Origin of the sequence: Streptomyces pristinaespiralis (genome assembly GCF_001278075.1) — a bacterium.
In the GTDB taxonomy this organism is placed as follows: domain Bacteria; phylum Actinomycetota; class Actinomycetes; order Streptomycetales; family Streptomycetaceae; genus Streptomyces; species Streptomyces pristinaespiralis.
The window spans coordinates 6,296,221-6,318,112 of record NZ_CP011340.1; the positions used below are offsets into that span (position 1 = coordinate 6,296,221).

At 71.6% G+C, this 21,892-nt stretch carries 17 protein-coding genes; 13 read left to right on the plus strand and 4 right to left on the minus strand.

The features are described 5' to 3' along the window. Nucleotides 1-128: 128 nt before the first annotated feature. The 4 genes from SPRI_RS26860 to SPRI_RS26875 all read right to left on the minus strand — a co-directional run bounded on the left by SPRI_RS26860 (nt 129) and on the right by SPRI_RS26875 (nt 5,809). Nucleotides 129-2,663 carry a transglutaminase family protein gene (locus SPRI_RS26860; protein ID WP_182327618.1) on the minus strand — a complete coding sequence of 845 codons (2,535 nt, stop codon included), beginning with the start codon at nt 2,661-2,663 and terminating at the stop codon, nt 129-131. Beyond that, nucleotides 2,660-4,018 (minus strand): DUF58 domain-containing protein, encoded by a 1,359-nt coding sequence (locus SPRI_RS26865; protein WP_053557402.1) that lies wholly within the window; start codon nt 4,016-4,018, stop codon nt 2,660-2,662. The genes SPRI_RS26860 and SPRI_RS26865 overlap by 4 nt, the downstream gene beginning before the upstream one ends. After that, a complete protein-coding gene (locus SPRI_RS26870; RefSeq protein WP_053557403.1) occupies nt 4,018-5,064 on the minus strand; it encodes an AAA family ATPase in 1,047 nt (348 codons plus the stop codon). The genes SPRI_RS26865 and SPRI_RS26870 overlap by 1 nt, the downstream gene beginning before the upstream one ends. 199 nt (nt 5,065-5,263) lie before the next feature. Then, nucleotides 5,264-5,809 (minus strand): beta-class carbonic anhydrase, encoded by a 546-nt coding sequence (locus SPRI_RS26875; protein WP_005318686.1) that lies wholly within the window; start codon nt 5,807-5,809, stop codon nt 5,264-5,266. Between the two features lie 272 nt (nt 5,810-6,081). Between SPRI_RS26875 and rsmH the strand changes: the two genes are divergently transcribed. The 13 genes from rsmH to SPRI_RS26940 all read left to right on the plus strand — a co-directional run bounded on the left by rsmH (nt 6,082) and on the right by SPRI_RS26940 (nt 21,839). Then, entirely contained in the window at nt 6,082-7,038 is a 957-nt protein-coding gene (gene rsmH, locus SPRI_RS26880) for a 16S rRNA (cytosine(1402)-N(4))-methyltransferase RsmH (protein ID WP_005318687.1), read from the plus strand. A gap of 55 nt (nt 7,039-7,093) precedes the next feature. Beyond that, nucleotides 7,094-7,684 carry an FtsB family cell division protein gene (locus SPRI_RS26885; RefSeq protein ID WP_053557405.1) on the plus strand — a complete coding sequence of 197 codons (591 nt, stop codon included), beginning with the start codon at nt 7,094-7,096 and terminating at the stop codon, nt 7,682-7,684. Between the two features lie 4 nt (nt 7,685-7,688). Next, entirely contained in the window at nt 7,689-9,668 is a 1,980-nt protein-coding gene (locus SPRI_RS26890) for a peptidoglycan D,D-transpeptidase FtsI family protein (protein ID WP_053557406.1), read from the plus strand. A gap of 13 nt (nt 9,669-9,681) precedes the next feature. Next, a complete protein-coding gene (locus SPRI_RS26895) occupies nt 9,682-11,364 on the plus strand; it encodes a UDP-N-acetylmuramoyl-L-alanyl-D-glutamate--2,6-diaminopimelate ligase (protein ID WP_078951299.1) in 1,683 nt (560 codons plus the stop codon). A gap of 4 nt (nt 11,365-11,368) precedes the next feature. Next, nucleotides 11,369-12,784, plus strand: a complete 1,416-nt coding sequence (locus SPRI_RS26900) for a UDP-N-acetylmuramoyl-tripeptide--D-alanyl-D-alanine ligase (RefSeq protein WP_005318696.1) — start codon at nt 11,369-11,371, stop codon at nt 12,782-12,784. Beyond that, on the plus strand, nt 12,781-13,851 hold the full coding sequence (gene mraY / locus SPRI_RS26905; RefSeq protein WP_005318698.1) for a phospho-N-acetylmuramoyl-pentapeptide-transferase: 1,071 nt from the start codon (nt 12,781-12,783) through the stop codon (nt 13,849-13,851). The genes SPRI_RS26900 and mraY overlap by 4 nt, the downstream gene beginning before the upstream one ends. Further along, the gene (gene murD, locus SPRI_RS26910; RefSeq protein ID WP_053557408.1) at nt 13,833-15,260 is read left to right on the plus strand and encodes a UDP-N-acetylmuramoyl-L-alanine--D-glutamate ligase; all 1,428 of its coding nucleotides are present in this window, start codon (nt 13,833-13,835) and stop codon (nt 15,258-15,260) included. The genes mraY and murD overlap by 19 nt, the downstream gene beginning before the upstream one ends. Before the next feature lie 50 nt (nt 15,261-15,310). Further along, the gene (gene ftsW, locus SPRI_RS26915) at nt 15,311-16,954 is read left to right on the plus strand and encodes a putative lipid II flippase FtsW (RefSeq protein WP_374987843.1); all 1,644 of its coding nucleotides are present in this window, start codon (nt 15,311-15,313) and stop codon (nt 16,952-16,954) included. 6 nt (nt 16,955-16,960) lie between these two features. After that, the gene (murG, locus tag SPRI_RS26920; protein WP_005318701.1) at nt 16,961-18,055 is read left to right on the plus strand and encodes an undecaprenyldiphospho-muramoylpentapeptide beta-N-acetylglucosaminyltransferase; all 1,095 of its coding nucleotides are present in this window, start codon (nt 16,961-16,963) and stop codon (nt 18,053-18,055) included. A gap of 13 nt (nt 18,056-18,068) precedes the next feature. Further along, a complete protein-coding gene (locus SPRI_RS26925; protein ID WP_005318703.1) occupies nt 18,069-18,884 on the plus strand; it encodes a cell division protein FtsQ/DivIB in 816 nt (271 codons plus the stop codon). A 284-nt stretch (nt 18,885-19,168) separates the two neighbouring features. Next, nucleotides 19,169-20,377, plus strand: a complete 1,209-nt coding sequence (gene ftsZ / locus SPRI_RS26930) for a cell division protein FtsZ (RefSeq protein WP_005318705.1) — start codon at nt 19,169-19,171, stop codon at nt 20,375-20,377. Further along, complete coding sequence (gene pgeF, locus SPRI_RS26935) at nt 20,374-21,123, plus strand: peptidoglycan editing factor PgeF (RefSeq protein ID WP_037774936.1); 750 nt, start codon at nt 20,374-20,376, stop codon at nt 21,121-21,123. Before ftsZ ends, pgeF begins: the two co-directional genes overlap by 4 nt. After that, complete coding sequence (locus tag SPRI_RS26940; protein WP_053557409.1) at nt 21,120-21,839, plus strand: YggS family pyridoxal phosphate-dependent enzyme; 720 nt, start codon at nt 21,120-21,122, stop codon at nt 21,837-21,839. The genes pgeF and SPRI_RS26940 overlap by 4 nt, the downstream gene beginning before the upstream one ends. Nucleotides 21,840-21,892 lie beyond the last annotated feature (53 nt).

Here is a 21,892-nt window from a genome sequence, read left to right on the forward strand (position 1 = left end):
CCGGGCCCGTGGCCGGTCGAGGCGTCGCCGGGCCCGGATGCACCACCGCCCCGTCCGGGCCCGTGGTGGACGGGCGCGGACGGGGCGGACGGGTGCGGACGGGGCGGACGGGTGCGGGACGGGCGGGGTCAGCCGCGCTGACGGGTCGGGCGGCGCAGGAAGCCCGTCCACCGGTCGAGCCGCAGCCGCCGCACGTTCCACCGGTCCGTGAAGGCCGACCAGCGTTCCGTCAGGGCCCAGACGACCCGGACGGAGGAGCGGGGCAGCAGCAGCGCCCGCATCCGGGTCCGGAAGCCCACCCCACGGATCAGACCGGCCTGGATCCGCCGCGCGTCGTCGGCGAGGCCCGTACCGGCCCTGGGGACCGGTGCGTACAGGACCTGCTCCACGGAGCGGGCCACCCGGTGCACGGCCGCCGCCGGCTCGTCCTCCAGCTTGCCGAGCCTGACGATGCGTGCCGCCGCCTTGCGCGGCGTCAGCGACTCGTCGGGGAGGATGCCGACGTCCCACGCGGAGTCGGTGACCTCCTGCCAGGCGGCCAGGGTGCGGCCCGGATCGTCCACGGCCGTACGGCCGGCGACCGCCGCGCCCTCCGCGTCCAAGGACACGGCGGACGCTCCGGGTGAGCCCGGACCCGGACCCGGCGAACGCGCCTCACCCTTGGAAGCCCGGCGCACCGGCACGCCCAGTCGCCGGGACCTGGTCACGAGCCGCCACAGCAGCGGCACGGCCAGCAGCAACAGCCCGCCCACGACCCCGGTGGTCACCAGCAGCACCGTGCCCAGCGACGAGTCGTCGGCCGTCGGCGGTCGCACGTCACGAGGGTCGGCCGCGCCGCACTCGCCGAGCTGCCGCTCGTGGCGCGGACACGCGTCGTTCTCGGGCCGGTTCGACGCGTCGGGGGCCGCGGAGCTGCCCTCCTCCGGCCGCGCCGGGTCCGTGGCGCCGCCCGAAGGCGTCTGCTCCTGCGTGTACTCGGGCCGGAAACCACGGCTCGGCGTCGGCTCGAAGCGGGTCCACCCCACACCCTCGAAATACAGCTCGGGCCAGGCGTGGGCGTCCCGCAGGCCGACCGACACCGTCCCGTCCGACTGGATGGTGCCCGGCTGGAAGCCCACCGCCACCCGGGCCGGGATGCCGAGCGTGCGGGCCATCGCCGCCATCGAGAAGGAGAAGTGGACGCAGAAGCCCTCCTTCTGCTTCAGGAACCGGCTGATCGCGGTGACGCCCGTACCCGACCGGACATCGGTGTTGTACGTGAAGCCGCCGGTGTCCGCGAACCACTCCTCGAGCTTCTCCGCGCGCTCGTAGTCGTTCGCCGCGCCCCGGGTCACCGTGGCCGCGGTCCGCCCGACATCGCCCGGCAGCGCGTCGGGGACGCGGGTGTACTCCTGGAGGAGCGCCGCGGGGGGTGCGGGAGCGTCCGCCAGCTGCTCCTGGGTCGGCTTCACGATCAGGCTGTTGACGGAGTACTGGGCGCCCGCGGTCGTCTGCCCGCGGTCGCCGACCAGCGTCCGGCCCGCGGGCTCGTAGCGCCAGCGGCCGTCGATGGCGACCGCCGTCGCCGGATAGGGCATCGGCAGCCAGTCCTGCTTGTACGACCCGGCCGCCGACAGGTTCGTCTTGACCTCGGTGACCTGGACGGAGGGGCTCAGCCCGGTCGGCTCCGGCAGCCGCTCCGGCACACCGGTGACCTTGCGCTGCGACGAGCGCCACGACGTGCCGTCGAACCGGTCCAGGGACAGGATCCGCAGATACATGTCCTGGTTGTCCGGCGCGTTGCTGCGGTAGCGCAGCACCTCGCGGTTCTGGGGCTGGTTCAGGTTGTCCTGGAGCGAGACCAGCGGATTGACGGCCGAGATCGTGCCTCCGCCGCCACCGGGGCCGCTGCCGGGGCCGTTGCCCACCCCGCCGATCAGTCCGCCGTCCAGGGCGGGCAGTGCCGCCGGCACGGCGAGGGCGACACCGAGCGCGAGGACACCGATCCTGCGGCCCGCCCTGACCGGTGCCTGCGGACGGCCCCCGGTCGGGTCGAAGCCGCCCGTGGAGCGGTTGCGGGTGCCCGGGCCGCCGCCGAACACGCGTCCCCACTGGGACAGCCGGTCACGGCCCTCCGCGAGGAGCAGCAGCAGATAGCCGGACGCGGCCAGCAGGAACCACAGCCAGCTCGCCTCGCCGCCGGAGAGTCCGGCGGCCACGGAGTAGAGCGCCAGCAGCGGCAGACCGGCCGGGGCGGCGCTGCGGAACGTCACCGCGAGCGCGTCCACGGCGAGACCGATCACCAGGACGCCGCCGATCACCATCAGCCTGATGCCGTCGGTGGCCGGGGCGGGGATCGCGTACTTGCCGACGTCGTCCGCGCCGGCGCTCAGCAGCTCCCCGAAGTGGGCGAAGGCGTCAGGTCCGGGCAGCACACCGAGGAACGCCTGGCCCCGGGCGAAGACCACGGTGAGCAGCAGCAGCGTGACCAGCGTCTGCGCCGCCACGGTCAGCGGCCTGGGCAGCGGGACCCGGCGGGCGAGCGCGCCCACCCCGGTCTGTATCGCCAGCAGGAAGCCGGCCTGGAACAGCCAGTTGGGCGGATCGACCAGCGGCAGCAGGGCCCCCGACGCCATCAGCGTGGCGGCGAAGGCGCACACCGCGAGCCGTGCGCGACCGCTCATGACCATCCTCCCGGCGAACCGTACGTGCCTGCGCCGGACGCCTCGACGCGTTCCCGTGCCGCCTGCTGCCACAGGTCCGTGAGCCGGGCGCCGGGTGTCACCGCGAGGGCCGTCCAGCCCGACTCGCGCAGCTGCCGGACCCGCTTCTCGAGCGGTCCCGGGGCGGCGCCGCCGGTCACCCATGTGCCGCTGTCCAGCACGAACGCCACCGCTGAGCCGCTGCGCTGACGCATCCGGGCCGTCAGCGCGGCCTGTTCGTCGTCCAGATCACCGAGGAAGGCGATCAGCAGACCCTCGCTCCCGCCGCGCAGCGCGTCGAACGAACGGGACAGGCCTGCTCCGTCGGAGTGGTCGACGACGGCGAGCGTGTCCATCATCAGACCCGCGGAGTCGGCGGACTCCTGCGAGGAACCGGCGAACCCGTCCGCGCCCTCGCCGGGCACGGACGTACCGGTGTCGGTCAACAGCCGCACGGCGAAGTTGCGTTCCAGCAGGTGCATCAGCGCGGAGGCGGCGCCGGACACCGCCCACTCGAACGCCGAGTCGGGGCCGGCGCCCTGATAGGCCACCCGCCGGGTGTCCAGCAGCACCGTGCACCGGGGCCGCTGGGGCTGCTCCTCGCGCCGGACCATCAGCTCGCCGTAGCGGGCGGTGGAGCGCCAGTGGACCCTGCGCAGGTCGTCGCCGTAGCGGTAGGCGCGGGGGATGATGTCGTCGTCGCCGGCCAGGGCGAGCGAGCGCTGGCGGCCGTCGCCGTAGCCGGAGGCCTCGCCGGCCAGCCGCACCGCGGGCAGCGACTCGGTGCGCGGAATGACCGTGAGGGTGTCGAACGCGCTGAAGGAACGGGTGAGCTCGCACATGCCGAACGGATCCGTCAGCCGCAGCTGGAGCGGCCCGAGCGGATAGCGGCCCCGCAGGTCCGAGCGCACCCGGTAGGAGACCTCGCGGCGGCCGCCCGCCTCGACCCGGTCCAGCACGAAACGGGGCCGCGGCCCCAGTACGTACGGCACGTGGTCCTGGAGCATCAGCAGTCCCGTCGGCATCCGCGAGACGTTGTCCATCCGCAGGTGGACGCGGGCCTCGGAACCGGCGGGCACCCTGGCGGGCGACAGCCTGCGGCTCGCGGCCACCCGGTAGCGGGTGCGGTAGAGGACGGCCACACAGATCAGCGGCAGCCCGGCGAGCAGCAGACCGACCCGCAGCAGGTCGCTCTGGCCGAGCACATAGGCGCAGGCGGCGGCCGCCACGCCGGCCGCCAGGAAGGAGCGGCCGCGCGTGGTGAGCCCGCCGAGCGCCGCGCGCACCCCGCCGCCGCCCTTGGCCTCCGGGCCCGTAGAGGCGGCTCCGGCCGACATCACAGCCGCCGGGCGCCGGGCTGCTGGCCGTAGAGCGGCGGCTGGGCCGACCGGCCGGCCGTGTACGAACCGTCGGAGGTGCCGCTCGTGGGCACCGCGGTGCGCTGGACGATGTCCAGGACGACCTGCTCGGCGGTGCGGCGGTTCAGCTGGGCCTGCGCCGTGGGCAGCAGCCGGTGGGCGAGCACCTGCACGGCCAGTGCCTGCACGTCGTCCGGCAGGGCGTACTCGCGGCCGCTGAGCGCGGCGGACGCCTTCGCGGCGCGCAGCAGGTGCAGCGTGGCGCGGGGGGACGCGCCGAGGCGCAGGTCCGGGTGGGTCCGGGTCGCCGACACCAGCTCCACCGCGTAACGCCGCACGGACTCGGCGACGTGCACCGCGCGCACGGCCTCGATCAGCTTCACGATGTCGTGGGCGTGCGCCACGGGCTGCAGATCGTCGAGCGGCGAGACACCGCCGTGGACGTCGAGCATCTGGAGCTCCGCGGCGGCGCTGGGGTAGCCGATGGAGACGCGCGCCATGAAGCGGTCGCGCTGTGCCTCCGGCAGCGGGTAGGTGCCCTCCATCTCCACCGGGTTCTGGGTGGCCACCACCATGAAGGGGTTGGGCAGTTCGTAGCTGTGCCCGTCGATGGTGACCTGGCGCTCCTCCATCGACTCCAGCAGCGCCGACTGCGTCTTGGGCGACGCGCGGTTGATCTCGTCGCCGATCACGATCTGGGCGAAGATCGCGCCCGGCTTGAACTCGAACTCGCGCCGCTGCTGATCGAAGATCGACACACCGGTGATGTCCGACGGCAGCAGGTCCGGCGTGAACTGGATACGCCGCACGGAGCAGTCGATGGATCTCGCCAGCGCCTTGGCCAGCATCGTCTTGCCCACGCCGGGAACGTCCTCGATGAGGAGATGTCCCTCCGCGAGCAACACGGTCAGCGAAAGCCGTACGACCTCTGGCTTGCCCTCGATCACGCTCTCGACCGACCTGCGGACATGATCCGCTGTGGTGGTCAGATCCGTGAGGCTCGCTCGATCGTCATAGGTCGTCACCCGGCCCTCCTCGGCCCGTTCATAGGGCCGGCGCACTTGAGAAGGCACGGCCCAACCCCGAAACATGGACGCCGCCTCCGGAAGGTCCGGAAGGGGTCACACCCGCATTCTTGTTGGCGTTGCCGCGTCGTGTCACTCGCCTGTGGATAAGTGGGCGGGATATGTCGGGGTTGAGGTGCTATATCGCGTGCTCAGCTGCTCACTCAGCGGGGTCGATCTCCCGGAGCAGACCCGTGGTGACGTCGAAGACGAAGCCGCGTACATCGTCGGCATGCAGCAGGAACGGCGAGGTGCGCACCCGCTGCATCGACTGCCGGACGTCCTGGTCGACGTCGCGGAACGCCTCGACCGCCCACGCGGGCCGCTGCCCGACCTCTTCCTCCAGCTCGATGCGGAACTCCTCCGTGATCGTCTCCAGGCCGCAGCCGGTGTGGTGCACGAGGATCACGCTGCGGGTGCCGAGCGCGCGCTGGCTGATGGTGAGGGAGCGGATCACGTCGTCGGTGACCACTCCGCCGGCGTTGCGGATCGTGTGGCAGTCGCCGAGCTCCAGGCCGAGCGCCGCGTGCAGGTCGAGACGGGCGTCCATGCAGGCGACCACGGCCACCTTCAGAACCGGGCGGGCGTCCATCCCCGGGTCCCGGAATTCTGCGGCGTAGCGCTGGTTCGCTTCGACGAGGCGATCAGTGACGGTGCCACCCGTGCGTGCGGAGTCGGTGGCGGGCTGGTACGCAGAAGTCGACATGCTTCGAAGGTAACGGTCACCGGCCTCGCCGTCCCGGTGTGAGAGCGGACAAAAGAACGTCAACGACCCGTGCTGTGAGGTAACCCACAAGCCTGACACGGTGGGCCGCGCGACGCGCTGGCCGGTTGATTGACCGGCCGGACCAGTGGACTAAAGTGACGCGAAGTTCACGGAGGCCGACCGCACACCCCCCGGCCCCCCGCACATTCCCCGCGTGCGCGGCGTACGCACGGCCCGGCCATGACCCGCCCGCGCCGGATCTGAGAGGGCGCATGAGCCAGACCCGACACGTCCCGGTGATGCTCCAGCGGTGCCTGGACATGCTGGCCCCCGCCCTCCGGACGCCCGGCGGAGTCGTCGTCGACTGCACCCTCGGCCTCGGCGGCCACAGCGAGGCCCTGCTCGAGCAGTTCCCGCAGACCCGCCTCGTCGCACTCGACCGGGACACGGAGGCCCTGCGCCTGTCCGGCGAGCGGCTCGCCAGGTTCGGCGAGCGCGCGACCCTGGTGCACGCCGTCTACGACGAGCTCCCCGACGTCCTCGACCGCCTCGGCATCCCTCGCGTCCAGGGCGTGCTGTTCGACCTCGGCGTCTCCTCCATGCAGCTCGACGAGGCCGACCGCGGCTTCGCCTACGCCCAGGACGCCCCCCTCGACATGCGGATGGACCAGACGACGGGCATGAGCGCCGCCGAGGTCCTCAACACCTATCCGCCCGGCGAGCTGGTGCGGATCCTGCGCGCCTACGGCGAGGAGAAGCAGGCCAAGCGGATCGTGTCCGCCATCGTGCGGGAGCGGGAGAAGGAACCGTTCACCAACAGCGCCCGGCTCGTCGAGCTCATCCGCGACGCACTGCCGCAGGCCGCCAAGCGCACCGGCGGCAACCCGGCCAAGCGCACCTTCCAGGCTCTGCGCATCGAGGTGAACGGAGAGCTGGCGGTGCTCGAGCGGGCCGTCCCCGCCGCGGTGTCCGCGCTCGCCGTCGGCGGACGGATCGCCGTGCTGTCGTACCACTCCCTCGAGGACCGGCTGGTCAAGCAGGTCTTCGCGGCCGGCGCGGCGAACACCGCCCCGCCCGGCCTGCCCGTGGTGCCCGAGCAGTACCAGCCGCGGCTGAAGCTGCTGACCCGCGGGGCGGAGCTGCCCACCGACGAAGAGATCGCGGAGAACCGCCGGGCCGCCCCGGCCCGTCTGAGAGGGGCGGAGCGCATCCGGGAGGACGTGGCGTGAGCACAGCGCGCGGGCGACTGCGCACGGCCGGCGGAGAAGCGAACCGGAGGACACCTTGAGCACAGCGGCCAAGCAGCTGAAGGGAAGAGCCGTACGGCTGACGCGGCTGATGCCGTCGGGGCCGAGCACCGCGGCCCGTACCCCTTTCGTCCTGCTGGTCGTGCTCCTGCTGTCCGGTGGGCTGATCACACTCCTGCTGCTGAACTCCTCGCTCAGCCAGGGCTCCTTCGAGCTGAGTGAACTGAAGAAGAAGACCACCGAACTCACCGACGAGCAGCAGGCGCTCCAACGGGACGTGGACCGTCACTCGGCCCCCGACGCCCTCGAGCGGCGCGCCCGTGAGCTCGGTATGGTCCCCGGCGGCGGCCCCGCCTTCCTCGGCCCGGACGGCAAGGTGCTCGGCGTACCGCGCGAGGCCACCGCCGAACCCCTGCCGCCGACGCCGGCGCAGCCCTCCGGCACGGCCGGCGGCGGTTCCTCCACCACGCCGTCGCCGTCCGTGCAGGCCCCGCCCCCGGCCGCCGCGCCGACCGCCTCCGGCGGGACGCAGGGACTCTCCGGACCGCCCGCCGCTCCCGAGGACCCCGGCTCCGCCCCCTCCGTCCGTACGTCCCCGCAGCCGAACCCGACGATCCCCGGCAGGTGACGCAGTGCCCAGCAAGGAACCACCGCGGCGCCGGGTGCCCGGCCCCGCCCGGCGGCCCTCCGCGCCGGCCCCCCAGCGCTCCGGACAGCGGCCGGGGCAGCGCCCCGCCGCCCGTCGGCCGCGCCCCGGTCAGCGCCCGGCGCCCCGGCGCGTACGGCTCGGCAATCCGCGCCCCCGGCTGAGACTGGTCAGCCTGGGCCTCACGCTGGTCATGCTCGCCTTCGTGGTCCGGCTGCTCCAGGTGCAGGCCGTCGACGCGAGCGCCTACGCGGCCAAGGCGGAGAAGAACCGCTACCTCAGCCGCAAACTCGCCGCGGAGCGCGGCGAGATCACCGACCGCGCCGGAGTCGCCCTCGCCACGAGCGTGGACGCCTACGACATCACGGCCGACCCGAAGATGTTCACGCCGGAGGACAGCAAGGCCCCCGACGCGCCGGAACAGGCGGCCCAGCTGCTCGCCCCCATCCTCGGCAAGGAACCGGCCGAGCTCGCCGCGAAGCTCAAGAAGCCCGGCTCCCGCTACGCCGTGCTGGCCCGCCGCCAGACACCGCAGGTGTGGAACCAGATCAAGGACCTCAAGAGCGTCTACGCGCAGAAGGCCTCCGCCGACAAGAGCAAGGGCGGCCCCGGGGCGAACGTGCTGGCGGGCGTCTTCCAGGAGCCGAGCAGCAAACGCGTCTACCCCAACGGTGATCTCGCCGCCGGGATACTGGGATTCGTCAACGCCTCCAACCGGGGCGGTGGCGGCATCGAGTCCATGCTCGACGAGACGCTCGCGGGCAAGGACGGCACCGTCACCTACACCCAGTCCGGCGGCCGCCGGGTTCCCACCGCCACCTCGCGCGAGGTCCCCGCGGTCCCCGGGTCCGACGTGGAACTGACCATCGACCGCGACATCCAGTGGGCCGCCCAGAAGGCCATCGAGGACCAGGTCGGCAAGTCGAACGCCGACCGTGGCTACGTGATCGTGCAGAACACCCGCACCGGCGAGATCCTCGCCATGGCCAACGCCCCCGGCTACGACCCCAACGACCTCGGCCAGGCCACCTCGGCCTCCCTCGGCAACGCCGCCCTCCAGGACGCGTTCGAACCGGGCTCCACCGCCAAGGTGGTGTCCATGGCCGCCGTGCTCGAGGAGAAGAAGGCCACCCCCGCCACGCACGTCGTCGTCCCCAACCGGCTCCACCGCGGGGACCGGCTCTTCAAGGACGACATCGACCACCCCACCTGGTACCTGACGCTCAACGGCGTCCTCGCCAAGTCCAGCAACATCGGCACGATCCTCGCCACCGGACAGCTCGGCAAGTCGCAGCCGGAGGCCAACAAGGTGCTCCACTCCTACCTGCGCAAGTTCGGCCTCGGCAGCCCCACCGGGCTCGGTTACCCGGGCGAGACCCCGGGCATCCTCGCCCCGCCGCAGAACTGGTCCACCTCGCAGCAGTACACGATCCCCTTCGGGCAGGGGCTGTCCGTCAACGCCGTACAGGCGGCCTCCGTGTACTCCACCGTCGCCAACGGCGGCGTACGCATCGAACCCACGCTGGTGCGCGGCACCAAGGGCCCCGACGGCCGGTTCACCCCGGCGGCGGAGCCGGAGAGGACCCGGGTCGTCAGCGAGAAGACCGCCGACACCCTGGCGACGATGCTCGAGTCCGTCGTCGACGACGAGGAGGGCACCGGAACCAAGGCCCGCATCCCCGGCTACCGCGTCGCCGGCAAGACCGGAACCGCGAACCGGGTCGACCCCGAACTCGGCGTCTACAAGGGCTACACCGCCTCGTTCGCCGGGTTCGCCCCGGCCGACGACCCGCAGATCACCGTCTACTGCGCCATCCAGAACCCCACCAGGGGGAGCTACTTCGGCGGCCAGATCTGCGGCCCCATCTATCAAAAGGTCATGGCGTTCGCGCTGAAGACCCTGCAGGTCGCCCCGACCGGCAAGGGCCCGGCCCGGCTGCCCGTGACCTTCGAACCCGGCGAGTGACCGGAGGTACCCAGTGACGACGATCACCCCCGATCCCGGGAACCGGCCAGGGGAGCGCCCCTCATTTTCGCCCGGGCCCGGTGCGCCCGGTACGCTCACCGCCGTGCCACAAGCTGATCAGTACCGAACCGCCCAGCCGGACGCCCCCGCGAAACAGACGGGAGCGCCCCGTCCGGAACGGCCCCGCCCGACGCAGCTCGGGGAGCTCGCGGCCCGGTTGGGGGTGCAGACGCCGGGTGCCGCGGAGATCACCGGCATCACCCATGACTCACGGGCGGTACGCCCGGGCGATCTCTACGCAGCCCTGCCCGGTGCCCGTTTCCACGGCGCCGACTTCGCCGCCCAGGCCGCCGACCTCGGCGCGGCCGCGGTCCTCACCGACGAGAGCGGCGCGGAACGCGCCGCCGCGACCGGCCTGCCGGTCCTCGTCACGGAGAATCCGCGCGGCCGGATGGGCGAACTGGCCACCGAGATCTACGGTCATCCCGGCGACGACCTGCTGCAGATCGGCATCACCGGCACCTCGGGCAAGACCACGACCGCCTACCTCGTCGAGGGCGGCCTCAAGGCTGCCGGCCGTTCCACGGGCCTGATCGGCACGGTCGAGATGCGGATCGGCGACGAGCGCATCAAGTCCGAGCGCACCACCCCGGAGGCCACCGACCTTCAGGCGCTGTTCGCGGTCATGCGCGAGCGCGGCGCCGACGCGGTCGCCATGGAGGTCTCCAGCCACGCGCTGGTGCTCGGCCGGGTCGACGGCTGTGTCTTCGACATCGCCGTCTTCAACAACCTCAGCCCCGAGCACATGGAATTCCACTCCGACATGGAGGACTACTTCCAGGCGAAGGCGCAGCTGTTCACGCCGCGGCGCAGCCGGGAAGCGGTCGTCAACTTCGACGACGAGTACGGCCGCAGGCTCGTCGACGAGGCCACCGTGCCGGTCACCACCTTCTCCGCGGAGGGCCACCCGGACGCCGACTGGCGGGCCGAGGACGTCGAAGTCGGCACCCACGGCTCGACGTTCACCGCGGTCGGCCCGGCGGGGGAGCGGGTGCGCGCCCAGGCGCCGCTGCCCGGCCCCTTCAACGTCGCCAACACCCTGGCCGCCGTCGTCACGCTCGCCGTCGCCGGGCTCGACCCGCAGACCGCGGCTGACGGCATCGCCGCGGTACCCGGTGTGCCGGGCAGGCTCGAACGCGTCGACGCGGGCCAGCCGTACCTCGCGGTCGTGGACTACGCCCACAAGACCGACGCCGTGGAGTCGGTGCTGCGCTCGCTGCGCAAGGTCACCAAGGGCAAGGTGCACATCGTGCTCGGCTGCGGCGGCGACCGTGACCGGACCAAGCGCGGCCCCATGGGCGCGGCCGCCGCGAGGCTGGCCGACACCGCCGTGCTGACCTCCGACAACCCGCGCGGTGAGGACCCCCTCGCGATCCTCGCCACGATGCTGGCGGGCGCCGCGGAGGTGCCGATCCACGAGCGCGGTGACGTGATGGTCTACGAGGACCGGGCAGAGGCGATCGCCGCGGCGGTCGCCCGTGCCGAGGCCGGCGACACCGTACTCGTCGCGGGCAAGGGCCACGAGCAGGGCCAGGACATCGCCGGTGTGGTCCGCGCGTTCGACGACCGTCAGGTACTGCGCGCCGCCATCGAACGCGCCGTCGGCGGCGCGGCCGCCAAGAAGAATCAGGGATGACCAAGTGATCGCCCTCTCCCTCGCCGAGATCGCCGAAATCGTCGGCGGGCAGTCGCACGACATACCGGATCCGGCCACACCGGTCACCGGCCCCGTCGTCATCGACTCCCGGGCGGTCGAGCCCGGCAGCCTCTTCGCCGCCTTCCGGGGCGATCGGGTCGACGGACACGACTACGCCGAGCAGGCGGTGGCGGCAGGCGCGGCAGCCGTGCTGGCCACCCGCCCCCTCGGGGTGCCCGCCATCGTCGTCGACGACGTGCAGAGCGCCTTGGGGCGCCTGGCGCGTTTCGTCGTCGAGCGCCTCGGTACCAAGGTCGTCGCGCTGACCGGCTCGGCCGGAAAGACCAGCACCAAGGACCTGATCGCGCAGGTGCTCCAGCGCAAGGGACCCACGGTCTGGACGCCCGGATCCCTCAACAACGAGATCGGACTGCCCCTCACCGCACTCCGCGCCACCGAGGAGACCGAGCACCTGGTGCTCGAAATGGGAGCGCGCGGAATCGGCCACATCCGCTACCTCACCGAGCTGACCCCGCCCCGGATCGGTCTCGTCCTGAACGTCGGCACCGCCCACATCGGCGAGTTCGGCGGCCGCGAGCAGATCGCGCAGGCCAAGGGCGAGATGGTCGAGTCGCTTCCCCCGGCGGGAGAGGACGGCGGAGTCGCGGTCCTCAACGCCGACGACCCGCTGGTCCGCGCCATGGCTTCCCGTACAAAAGCCCGCGTGCTGCTGTTCGGTGAGGCCGACGACGCCGCCGTACGCGCCGAGAATGTCCGTCTCACCGAACTCGGACAACCCACTTTCACGCTCCACACACCCACCGGGTGCAGCGATGTGACCATGCGGCTGTACGGTGAGCACCACGTGTCGAACGCGCTCGCCGCGGCCGCCGTCGCCCATGAGCTGGACATGTCCGCCAGTGAGATCGCCCTCGCGCTCTCGGAGGCGGACACCCTCTCCCGCTGGCGTATGGAGGTCACCGAGCGTCCGGACGGCGTGACGGTCGTCAACGACGCCTACAACGCGAACCCCGAGTCCATGCGCGCCGCGCTGCGAGCGCTGGCCGCCATGGGCAAGGGACGTCGTACGTGGGCGGTGCTCGGGCAGATGGCCGAGCTCGGTGACGAGGCACTCGTCGAGCACGACGCGGTCGGGCGGCTTGCCGTCCGGCTCAATGTCGGCAAGCTCGTCGCGGTCGGGGGCAGGGAAGCGTCCTGGTTGCAGCTGGGCGCATACAACGAGGGTTCGTGGGGTGAGGAGTCGGTGCACGTGTCCGACGCGCAGGCGGCGGTCGACCTGTTGCGCAGAGAGCTGCGCCCGGGAGACGTCGTGCTGGTGAAGGCTTCCAGGTCGGTCGGTCTGGAGCGGATCGCACAAGCGCTGCTCGAGGGTCCCGAGGGTGAGGGTGCCGTCCGATGAGGCAGATCCTCTTCGCGGGAGCCATCGGTCTCTTCCTGACCCTGATCGGTACCCCGCTGCTGATCAAGCTCCTGGCCCGCAAGGGATACGGGCAGTTCATCCGCGACGACGGCCCGCGCGGCCACGCCGGGAAGAAGGGCACGCCCACCATGGGCGGTATCTCCTTCATCCTGGCCACGCTGATCGCCTATGCGCTCGCCAAGGTGATCACCGGTGAGGACCCGACCTTCTCGGGTGTCCTGGTGCTCTTCCTGATGGCCGGCATGGGCCTGGTCGGCTTCCTCGACGACTACATCAAGATCGTCAAGCAGCGTTCGCTCGGTCTGCGGGCCAAGGCGAAGATGGCCGGCCAGCTGATCGTCGGCATCGCCTTCGCCGTGCTGTCACTGCAGTTCGCCGACCAGCGCGGCAACACCCCGGCCTCGACCAAGCTGTCGTTCATCACGGACTTCGGCTGGTCCATCGGCCCGGTGCTGTTCGTCGTCTGGGCGCTGTTCATGATCCTCGCGATGTCGAACGGCGTGAACCTGACGGACGGTCTCGACGGCCTCGCCACCGGCGCGTCGGTGATGGTCTTCGGCGCCTACACGTTCATCGGGCTGTGGCAGTTCCAGGAGTCCTGCGCCAACGCGGTGACCCTGACCAACCCCAGCGCCTGTTTCGAAGTGCGCGATCCGCTCGACCTCGCGGTCGTCGCCTCCGCGCTGATGGGTTCCTGCTTCGGCTTCCTGTGGTGGAACACCTCTCCCGCCAAGATCTTCATGGGTGACACCGGCTCACTCGCACTCGGCGGCGCACTCGCGGGCCTGGCGATCTGCTCCCGCACCGAATTCCTGCTCGCCCTCCTCGGCGGCCTGTTCGTCCTCATCACCATGTCCGTGGTGATCCAGGTCGGTTCGTTCAAGATGACGGGCAAGCGGGTCTTCCGGATGGCGCCGCTCCAGCACCACTTCGAACTCAAGGGGTGGTCCGAAGTCCTTGTGGTGGTCCGGTTCTGGATCATCCAGGGCATGTGCGTCATCGTGGGCCTCGGTCTCTTCTACGCGGGATGGGCAGCCGACAAGTGAGCGACTGGCAGGGCAGGAACGTCACCGTCGCCGGCCTCGGCGTGAGCGGCGTCAGCGCCGCCCGCGCCCTGGCCGGACTCGGCGCGCGGGTCACCGTCGTGGACGGCGGATCCGGCGGGACGCACGAGGCGCGCGCGGCCGAACTGGCCGAAGCGGGCGTCGCCGTGCGGCTCGGTGACGCGGAGACCCTGCCGGAGGGCACCGACCTGGTGGTCACCTCGCCCGGCTGGAAGCCGTCCAGCCCGCTGTTCGCCGCCGCGGCGGCCGCCGGTGTCGACGTCGTGGGCGACGTGGAGATCGCGTGGCTGCTGCGCGGCCCGGACGCACCGCCCTGGCTGGCGATCACCGGCACCAACGGCAAGACCACCACGACGCGGATGCTCGCCTCGATCCTCACGGCGGCCGGCCTGCGGACCGCCGCGATCGGCAACATCGGCACACCGATCATCGACGTCGTCCTCGGCGACGAGCCGTACGACGTGCTCGCCGTCGAGCTCTCCAGCTACCAGCTGCACTGGGCCCCCTCGCTGCGCGCGCACTCCGCCGCGGTGCTCAACCTCGCGCCCGACCACCTCGACTGGCACGGCTCGATGGAGGCGTACGCCGCCGACAAGGGCCGCATCTACGAGGGCAACAAGGTCGCCTGCGTCTACAACGCCGCCGACCCCGCCACGGAGGAACTGGTACGCGCCGCGGACGTCGAAGAGGGCTGCCGGGCCATCGGCTTCACCCTCGGGACGCCTGGACCGTCCCAACTGGGCGTGGTGGAAGGCATCCTGGTGGACCGCGCGTTCGTCGCCGACCGCCACAAGCAGGCGCAGGAACTGGCCGAGGTCGCGGACGTGAACCCGCCGGCGCCGCACAACATCGCCAACGCCCTCGCGGCGGCGGCGCTGGCCCGCGCGTTCGGCGTCGAGCCGGCGGCCGTGAGGGACGGGCTGCGCGCCTTCCGGCCCGACGCGCACCGCATCGAACACGTCGCCGAGGTCGAGGGGGTCGCGTACATCGACGACTCCAAGGCGACCAACACCCATGCGGCGGAGGCCTCTTTGGCCGCCTACGAACCGATCGTGTGGATCGCGGGGGGACTTGCCAAGGGCGCCACCTTCGACGAACTGGTCACCGCGTCGGCGAAGCGGCTGCGGGGCGTCGTCCTCATCGGCGCCGACCGCGCCCTGATCCGCGAAGCCCTGGCGCGACACGCGCCCGAGGTCCCGGTCGTCGACCTCGAGCGGACCGACACTGGGGCGATGTCCGCGGCGGTACGGGAGGCGGCCTCGCTCGCCCGGCCCGGAGACACGGTTCTGCTGGCACCGGCCTGCGCCTCGATGGACATGTTCACCAACTACAACGAGCGGGGCGAGGCCTTCGCGGAAGCGGTCCGGGCCCTCGCCGACGAGCACGCCTGACAGCCGCGAGATCCGGCTGCCGCCGGGCACGACTGGAGGGGACAGCGACCATGCCGGCCACCGAGGGGCCCTCCGGCCCCGCCCAGCCCGCTCCTGCGCCGCCCACAGGCGGCGCCGGGTCCCCGCCGTCTTCCCCGCGCCCCTTCGGCGCTCCGGGCCGCCCTGGCCCGCTGTCCGGCCACGGCGCCGGGTCCCCGGACCACGTGACGCCGCGGAGCGCGGCCGGCGCGTTCCGGGCCGTGGCCGGGGACGGTGAACGGGCCCCGGGGCTCGTGGACGTCGTGCGCGCCGTACGGGGCCGGCTCGCCGCTCTCGTGCCGGCCGGGCCCCTGCCGGCGCCGGCCGGCGCCGCCGGTCCCGGAATCGCGCTGCGGAGCCGGGTGGGCGCGGACGTCCGGCGGACGCCCCGTGTGCGCGGCGGCGGGGCACGAACCCCGCGTACTCCCCGCGGCGACGGGCCCCGCGGACCCCGGCGGCTGTACGAGCAGGCCCGCAGGGCATGGGACCGGCCGCTCACCGCCTACTACCTGATCCTCGGCAGCAGCCTGCTGATCACCGTGCTCGGACTGGTCATGGTCTACTCCGCGTCGATGATCCAGGCGCTGGAGTACTCGCTGCCCGCCTCGTACTTCTTCCAGAAGCAGTTCGTCGCCGCGGTCATCGGCACCGTGCTGCTCCTGGTCGCCTCACGGATGCCGGTCAAGCTGCACCGGGCGCTGTCCTACCCCCTCCTGGTGATCACCGTCTTCCTGATGGTGCTGGTGCAGGTCCCCGGGATAGGGCACGCGGTCAACGGCAACCAGAACTGGATCTACCTCGGCGGCCCCTTCCAGCTCCAGCCCAGCGAGTTCGGCAAGCTGGCGCTCATCCTTTGGGGCGCGGACCTGCTGGCGCGCAAGCAGGACCGGCGGCTGCTGACCCAGTGGAAGCACCTGCTGGTGCCGCTGGTCCCGGTGGCCTTCCTCCTCCTCGGCCTGATCATGCTGGGCGGGGACATGGGCACGGCGATCATTCTCACCGCGATCCTCTTCGGTCTGCTGTGGCTGGCGGGGGCTCCGACCCGTCTCTTCGCGGGGGTGCTCGGCATCGCCGGTTTCGTCGGTCTGCTGCTGATCAGGACCAACGAGAACCGGATGTCCCGGCTGTCCTGCATCGGTGCGATCGACCTCGGACCGGAAGGCGAGTGCTGGCAGGCCGTGCACGGCATCTATGCTCTTGCGTCTGGCGGATGGTTCGGTTCCGGCCTCGGCGCAAGTGTGGAAAAATGGGGCCAACTACCTGAACCGCACACCGACTTCATCTTCGCCATCGCCGGGGAGGAACTGGGCCTGGCGGGGACGCTGTCGGTGCTCGCCCTGTTCGCGGCTCTAGGCTATGCGGGTATCCGCGTCGCCGGACGCACGGAGGACCCCTTCGTGAGGTACGCCGCGGGAGGCGTCACCACGTGGATCACGGCCCAGGCCGTGGTCAACATCGGTGCGGTGCTCGGTCTGCTGCCGATCGCCGGCGTCCCGCTGCCGCTCTTCTCCTACGGAGGGTCCGCGCTGCTGCCGACGATGTTCGCCGTCGGGCTGCTGATCGCCTTCGCGCGAGAGGATCCCGCGGCAAAGGCGGCCCTGGCCGTGCGGAGGCCCGGGGTGAGATGGAAGACGATGAGACGGCGCGTCAAGAAGCGTCCGTCCGGAGAGCGGTGAATTTCGGTGCATGTCGTACTCGCCGGTGGGGGGACCGCCGGCCACATCGAGCCCGCGCTCGCCCTCGCGGACGCCCTGCGCAGGCAGGACCCGAGCGTGGGCATCACAGCCCTCGGCACGGAGCGCGGTCTCGAGACCAGGCTTGTGCCCGAGCGCGGCTACGAGCTGGCGCTCATCCCCGCCGTTCCGCTGCCGCGCAAACCCACCCCTGAGCTGATCACCGTCCCGGGACGGCTCCGGGGGACCATCAAGGCGGCCGAGCAGATCCTCGAGCGGACGAAGGCCGACTGCGTCGTCGGCTTCGGCGGTTACGTCGCGCTGCCCGGCTACCTCGCGGCCAAGCGACTCGGGGTGCCGATCGTCATCCACGAGGCCAACGCCCGCCCCGGCCTCGCCAACAAGATCGGCTCGCGGTACGCCGCCGGGGTGGCCGTCGCCACGCCCGACAGCAAGCTCCGCAACGCCCGGTACATCGGCATCCCGCTGCGCCACACCATCGCGACGCTCGACCGCGCGAGGGTGCGCCCCGAGGCGCGCGCCGCCTTCGGTCTCGACCCGAACCTGCCGACGCTGCTGGTCTCCGGCGGCTCGCAGGGCGCCCGCCGCCTCAACGAGGTGATTCAGCAGATCGCTCCGGTGCTCCAGCGCTCCGGGATCCAGATCCTGCACGCGGTCGGCCCGAAGAACGAACTGCCGCGCGTGGACAACATGCCCGGAATGCCGCCCTATGTGCCGGTACCGTACGTGGACCGGATGGATCTCGCGTACGCCGCGGCCGACATGATGCTGTGCCGCGCGGGCGCGATGACCGTCGCCGAACTCTCCGCCGTGGGCCTGCCCGCCGCTTACGTACCGCTGCCGATCGGCAACGGCGAACAGCGGCTCAATGCCCAGCCGGTGGTCAAGGCGGGCGGCGGACTGCTGGTGGACGACGCCGAACTGACCCCCGAGTGGGTCCAGGGCAACGTCCTCCCGGTGCTCGCCGATCCGCACCGGCTGTACGAGATGTCGCGTGCGGCCGCCGAGTTCGGCCGCAGGGACGCCGACGATCTGCTCGTCGGCATGGTGTACGAGGCGATTGCTGCACGCCGCCAGGCGTGAGAAGGCAGGGAGCGTGGCCGGACCGACCACCGCGGAACGCGGTGCGCGCAAGCCCCCGGACGGACCGGAAGGACCGGACGGCAAGGCCCGCCCGCGCCGCGAGGACACTCCCGCCGGCCGTTTCCGGCGGCCCGGCCCCCGCTCCCTGCTGATCGCCCTCGGCGCACTCGCCCTGGTCGCCGGCGTGGCCTGGCTGCTCTACGGCTCCGCCTGGCTGCGCACCGAACATGTGACGACCAGGGGCACCGAGGTCCTGACGCCCGGCGAGGTCCGGGCCGCGGCGGCGGTACCGATCGGCTCGCCGCTCATCTCCGTCGACACCGACGCCATCGAAGTCAGGCTCCGGCAGAAACTGCCGCGTATCGACTCCATTGCGGTCGAACGGTCGTGGCCGGACGGTATCGAACTGGTCGTGACCGAACGAAAGCCGGTCCTGTTGCTCGAAAAGGGAGCAAAGTTCGTCGAAGTGGACGCGGACGGAGTGCGGTTCGCCACGGTCGGCAAGGCGCCCGCCGGTGTTCCCCTGCTGCGGCTGGAAGTTGACGAATCGCCAAGTCTGGACCGATTCGGTGCGGACCGGCTGGTCGCGGAAGCGGTCCGCGTCAGAAGTGAACTTCCCGCGAAAGCCGCAGCCGATCTGCAGAGCATGAAAGTAGTCTCATACGACTACATCTCCCTGGAGTTGAGCGGCAATCGCACCGTGGTGTGGGGCAGCTCGGGGGAGGGCGGGGCGAAGGCGCGGGCGCTCGAGGCACTCATGAAAGCAGCCCCCGAGGCCGGGCACTTCGATGTGAGCGCGCCCAGCGCCCCTGCCGCTTCGGGGAGTTGACGCGCATCTGCGCTGGCCAGCACCCTGGTTGGTCATTGCTGTGCGTGATCACATAGGGTGAAAAGAAAAACGGGAGGTTCGGCGTGTTCGTTGAACGGGCGCCACTTGTCGACTTAGTGTCCTGTTCGGAAGAGTCCAGGGAACAGACACACTGGTAACCCTAAACTTCAGCGTTAGGGTTCGGGTCGGCAGCCGGCTGGTCGGGCCGTCCCAATTCGACATCAGTCGTCGCAGCGCGGCCCCGCGAGGCGGCGACACGTAACTCGAGGCGAGAGGCCTTCGACGTGGCAGCACCGCAGAACTACCTCGCAGTCATCAAGGTCATCGGTGTCGGCGGCGGTGGTGTCAATGCCATCAACCGAATGATCGAGGTCGGTCTCAAGGGCGTCGAGTTCATCGCTATCAACACGGACGCTCAGGCGCTGTTGATGAGCGACGCCGACGTCAAACTCGACGTCGGCCGCGAACTCACGCGAGGCCTCGGTGCCGGAGCGAATCCGGCAGTCGGTCGCAAGGCGGCAGAGGATCACCGCGAGGAGATCGAGGAGGTCCTCAAGGGGGCCGACATGGTCTTCGTCACCGCCGGCGAAGGCGGCGGCACGGGCACCGGCGGCGCACCCGTCGTCGCCAACATCGCCCGCTCGCTGGGCGCCCTCACGATCGGCGTGGTCACCCGCCCGTTCACCTTCGAGGGCCGGCGGCGCGCGAACCAGGCGGAGGACGGCATCGCCGAACTCCGCGAAGAGGTCGACACCCTCATCGTCATCCCGAACGACCGGCTGCTGTCCATCTCGGACCGGCAGGTCAGCGTTCTGGACGCCTTCAAGTCGGCGGACCAGGTACTGCTGTCCGGTGTCCAGGGCATCACCGACCTCATCACCACCCCGGGTCTGATCAACCTCGACTTCGCCGACGTCAAGTCCGTCATGTCCGAGGCCGGCTCCGCCCTCATGGGCATCGGCTCGGCCCGCGGCGACGACCGGGCCGTGGCCGCGGCGGAGATGGCCATCTCCTCGCCGCTCCTCGAGGCGTCCATCGACGGCGCACGTGGCGTACTGCTCTCCATCTCCGGCGGCTCCGACCTCGGCCTGTTCGAGATCAACGAGGCGGCCCAGCTGGTCAGCGAGGCGGCCCACCCCGAGGCGAACATCATCTTCGGCGCCGTCATCGACGACGCGCTCGGCGACGAGGTCCGGGTCACGGTCATCGCGGCCGGCTTCGACGGCGGCCAGCCGCCGACCCGCCGGGAGAACGTGATCGGCTCCGCCTCCAACAAGCGCGACGATCAGGCCCCGACCCCGCCCCGCGCTACGGACAGCCCCCGCTCCACCGGGCTCGGCACCGTGCCCGTACGCGAGGAGCCCGCGCCCGCCGAGCCCGCTCCGGTCGCGAGCGACCTGGGATCGCCGGCCGGCCCGGCGCAGGTTCCGACGGCCCGTCCGTACCCGGACAGCCAGGCGGAAGAGCTGGATGTTCCGGACTTCCTGAAGTGACGGTGCAGCACGACGCGATACACGAGAGCGGCGCGCACTTCGCCTTCACCGACCGGTGGGGCGGGGTGAGCGCCGTTCCGTACGAGGAGCTCAACCTCGGCGGCGCGGTCGGCGACGACCCCGAAGCCGTGCTGGCCAACCGGGAGATCGCGGCCAGGTCCCTGGGGCTCGCCCCTGAGTCGGTGGTCTGGATGAACCAGGTGCACGGCAACGACGTCGCCCAGGTCGACGGACCGTGGCCGACCCCGGACGTGCCGGCGGTCGACGCGCTGGTCACCGCGCGGCGCGGCCTCGCCCTCGCCGTGCTCACCGCCGACTGCACACCGGTCCTGCTCGCGGACCCGGTCGCCGGGGTGGTCGGGGCGGCGCACGCGGGACGCCCCGGGATGATCGCCGGCGTCGTGCCCGCCGCCGTCGAGGCGATGCGCAAGCTCGGCGCGGAACCGGAGCGCATCATCGCCCGTACCGGACCGGCCGTCTGCGGTCGCTGCTACGAAGTACCCGAGCAGATGCGGTCGCAAGTGGCCGCCGTCGAGCCGGCCGCCTGGTCGGAGACGAGCTGGGGAACACCGGCCGTCGACGTCACGGCCGGGGTGCACGCGCAGCTCGAGGCACTCGGGGTGCGCGACCGCCGGCAGTCCGGTGTCTGCACACTGGAATCGAGCGACCACTATTCCTACCGGCGTGACCGCACGACCGGGCGGCTCGCCGGATACGTCTGGCTGGAGAACCGGAAGACCCCATGACCGACCGCAGAACCGAACTCGCCGGCAATCTGGCGGCGGTGGAGGAACGTATCGCCTCCGCCTGCGCGGCAGCGGGCCGGGAGCGGGACGAGGTGACCCTCATCGTGGTCACCAAGACCTACCCGGCGAGCGATGTGCGACTCCTCCACGAACTCGGTGTGCGTCATGTGGCGGAGAACCGTGATCAGGACGCTGCCCCCAAGGCCGCCGCTTGCGCGGATCTGAACCTTCGCTGGCACTTCGTCGGCCAGTTGCAGACCAACAAGGTCCGTTCTGTCGCGAGTTATGCCGATGTGGTGCAGTCCGTCGACCGCCCGAAGCTCGTTTCCGCCCTCTCCGCCGCCGCGGTCCGGGCGGAACGCGAACTCGGCTGCCTGATCCAGGTCGCGCTGGACGCCGAGTCGGGCCGGCAGGGGGAGCGCGGCGGCGTCGCGCCGGACGGGATCGAGGAGTTGGCGGCGGCGGTCGCCGGCGCACCAGGACTGCGGCTCGACGGACTGATGACCGTCGCGCCGCTGGCCGGACCGTACGCGGGACGGCAACAGGCGGCGTTCGAGCGGCTGATGGAATTCTCATCAAGCCTGCGCGCAGCCCATCCGGCTGCGAACATGGTGTCAGCAGGGATGAGTGCGGACCTCGAGCAGGCCGTCGCGGCCGGAGCGACACATGTGCGCGTCGGTACGGCGGTACTCGGAGTCCGTCCCCGGCTCGGGTAACGTCGCGAAGCAAGTCGGACCACAGTAGAAAATATGGTCATTCCCGCCCAAAG

Coding starts and splice junctions, on each gene's coding strand:
- SPRI_RS26860 (WP_182327618.1), bottom strand. CDS start 2,663: ATGAGCGGTCGCGCACGGCTCGCGGTGTGCGCCTTCGCCGCCACGCTG.
- murD (WP_053557408.1), top strand. CDS start 13,833: ATGGGCAGCCGACAAGTGAGCGACTGGCAGGGCAGGAACGTCACCGTC.
- ftsW (WP_374987843.1), top strand. CDS start 15,311: ATGCCGGCCACCGAGGGGCCCTCCGGCCCCGCCCAGCCCGCTCCTGCG.
- mraY (WP_005318698.1), top strand. CDS start 12,781: ATGAGGCAGATCCTCTTCGCGGGAGCCATCGGTCTCTTCCTGACCCTG.
- SPRI_RS26865 (WP_053557402.1), bottom strand. CDS start 4,018: ATGTCGGCCGGAGCCGCCTCTACGGGCCCGGAGGCCAAGGGCGGCGGC.
- SPRI_RS26940 (WP_053557409.1), top strand. CDS start 21,120: ATGACCGACCGCAGAACCGAACTCGCCGGCAATCTGGCGGCGGTGGAG.
- SPRI_RS26875 (WP_005318686.1), bottom strand. CDS start 5,809: ATGTCGACTTCTGCGTACCAGCCCGCCACCGACTCCGCACGCACGGGT.
- rsmH (WP_005318687.1), top strand. CDS start 6,082: ATGAGCCAGACCCGACACGTCCCGGTGATGCTCCAGCGGTGCCTGGAC.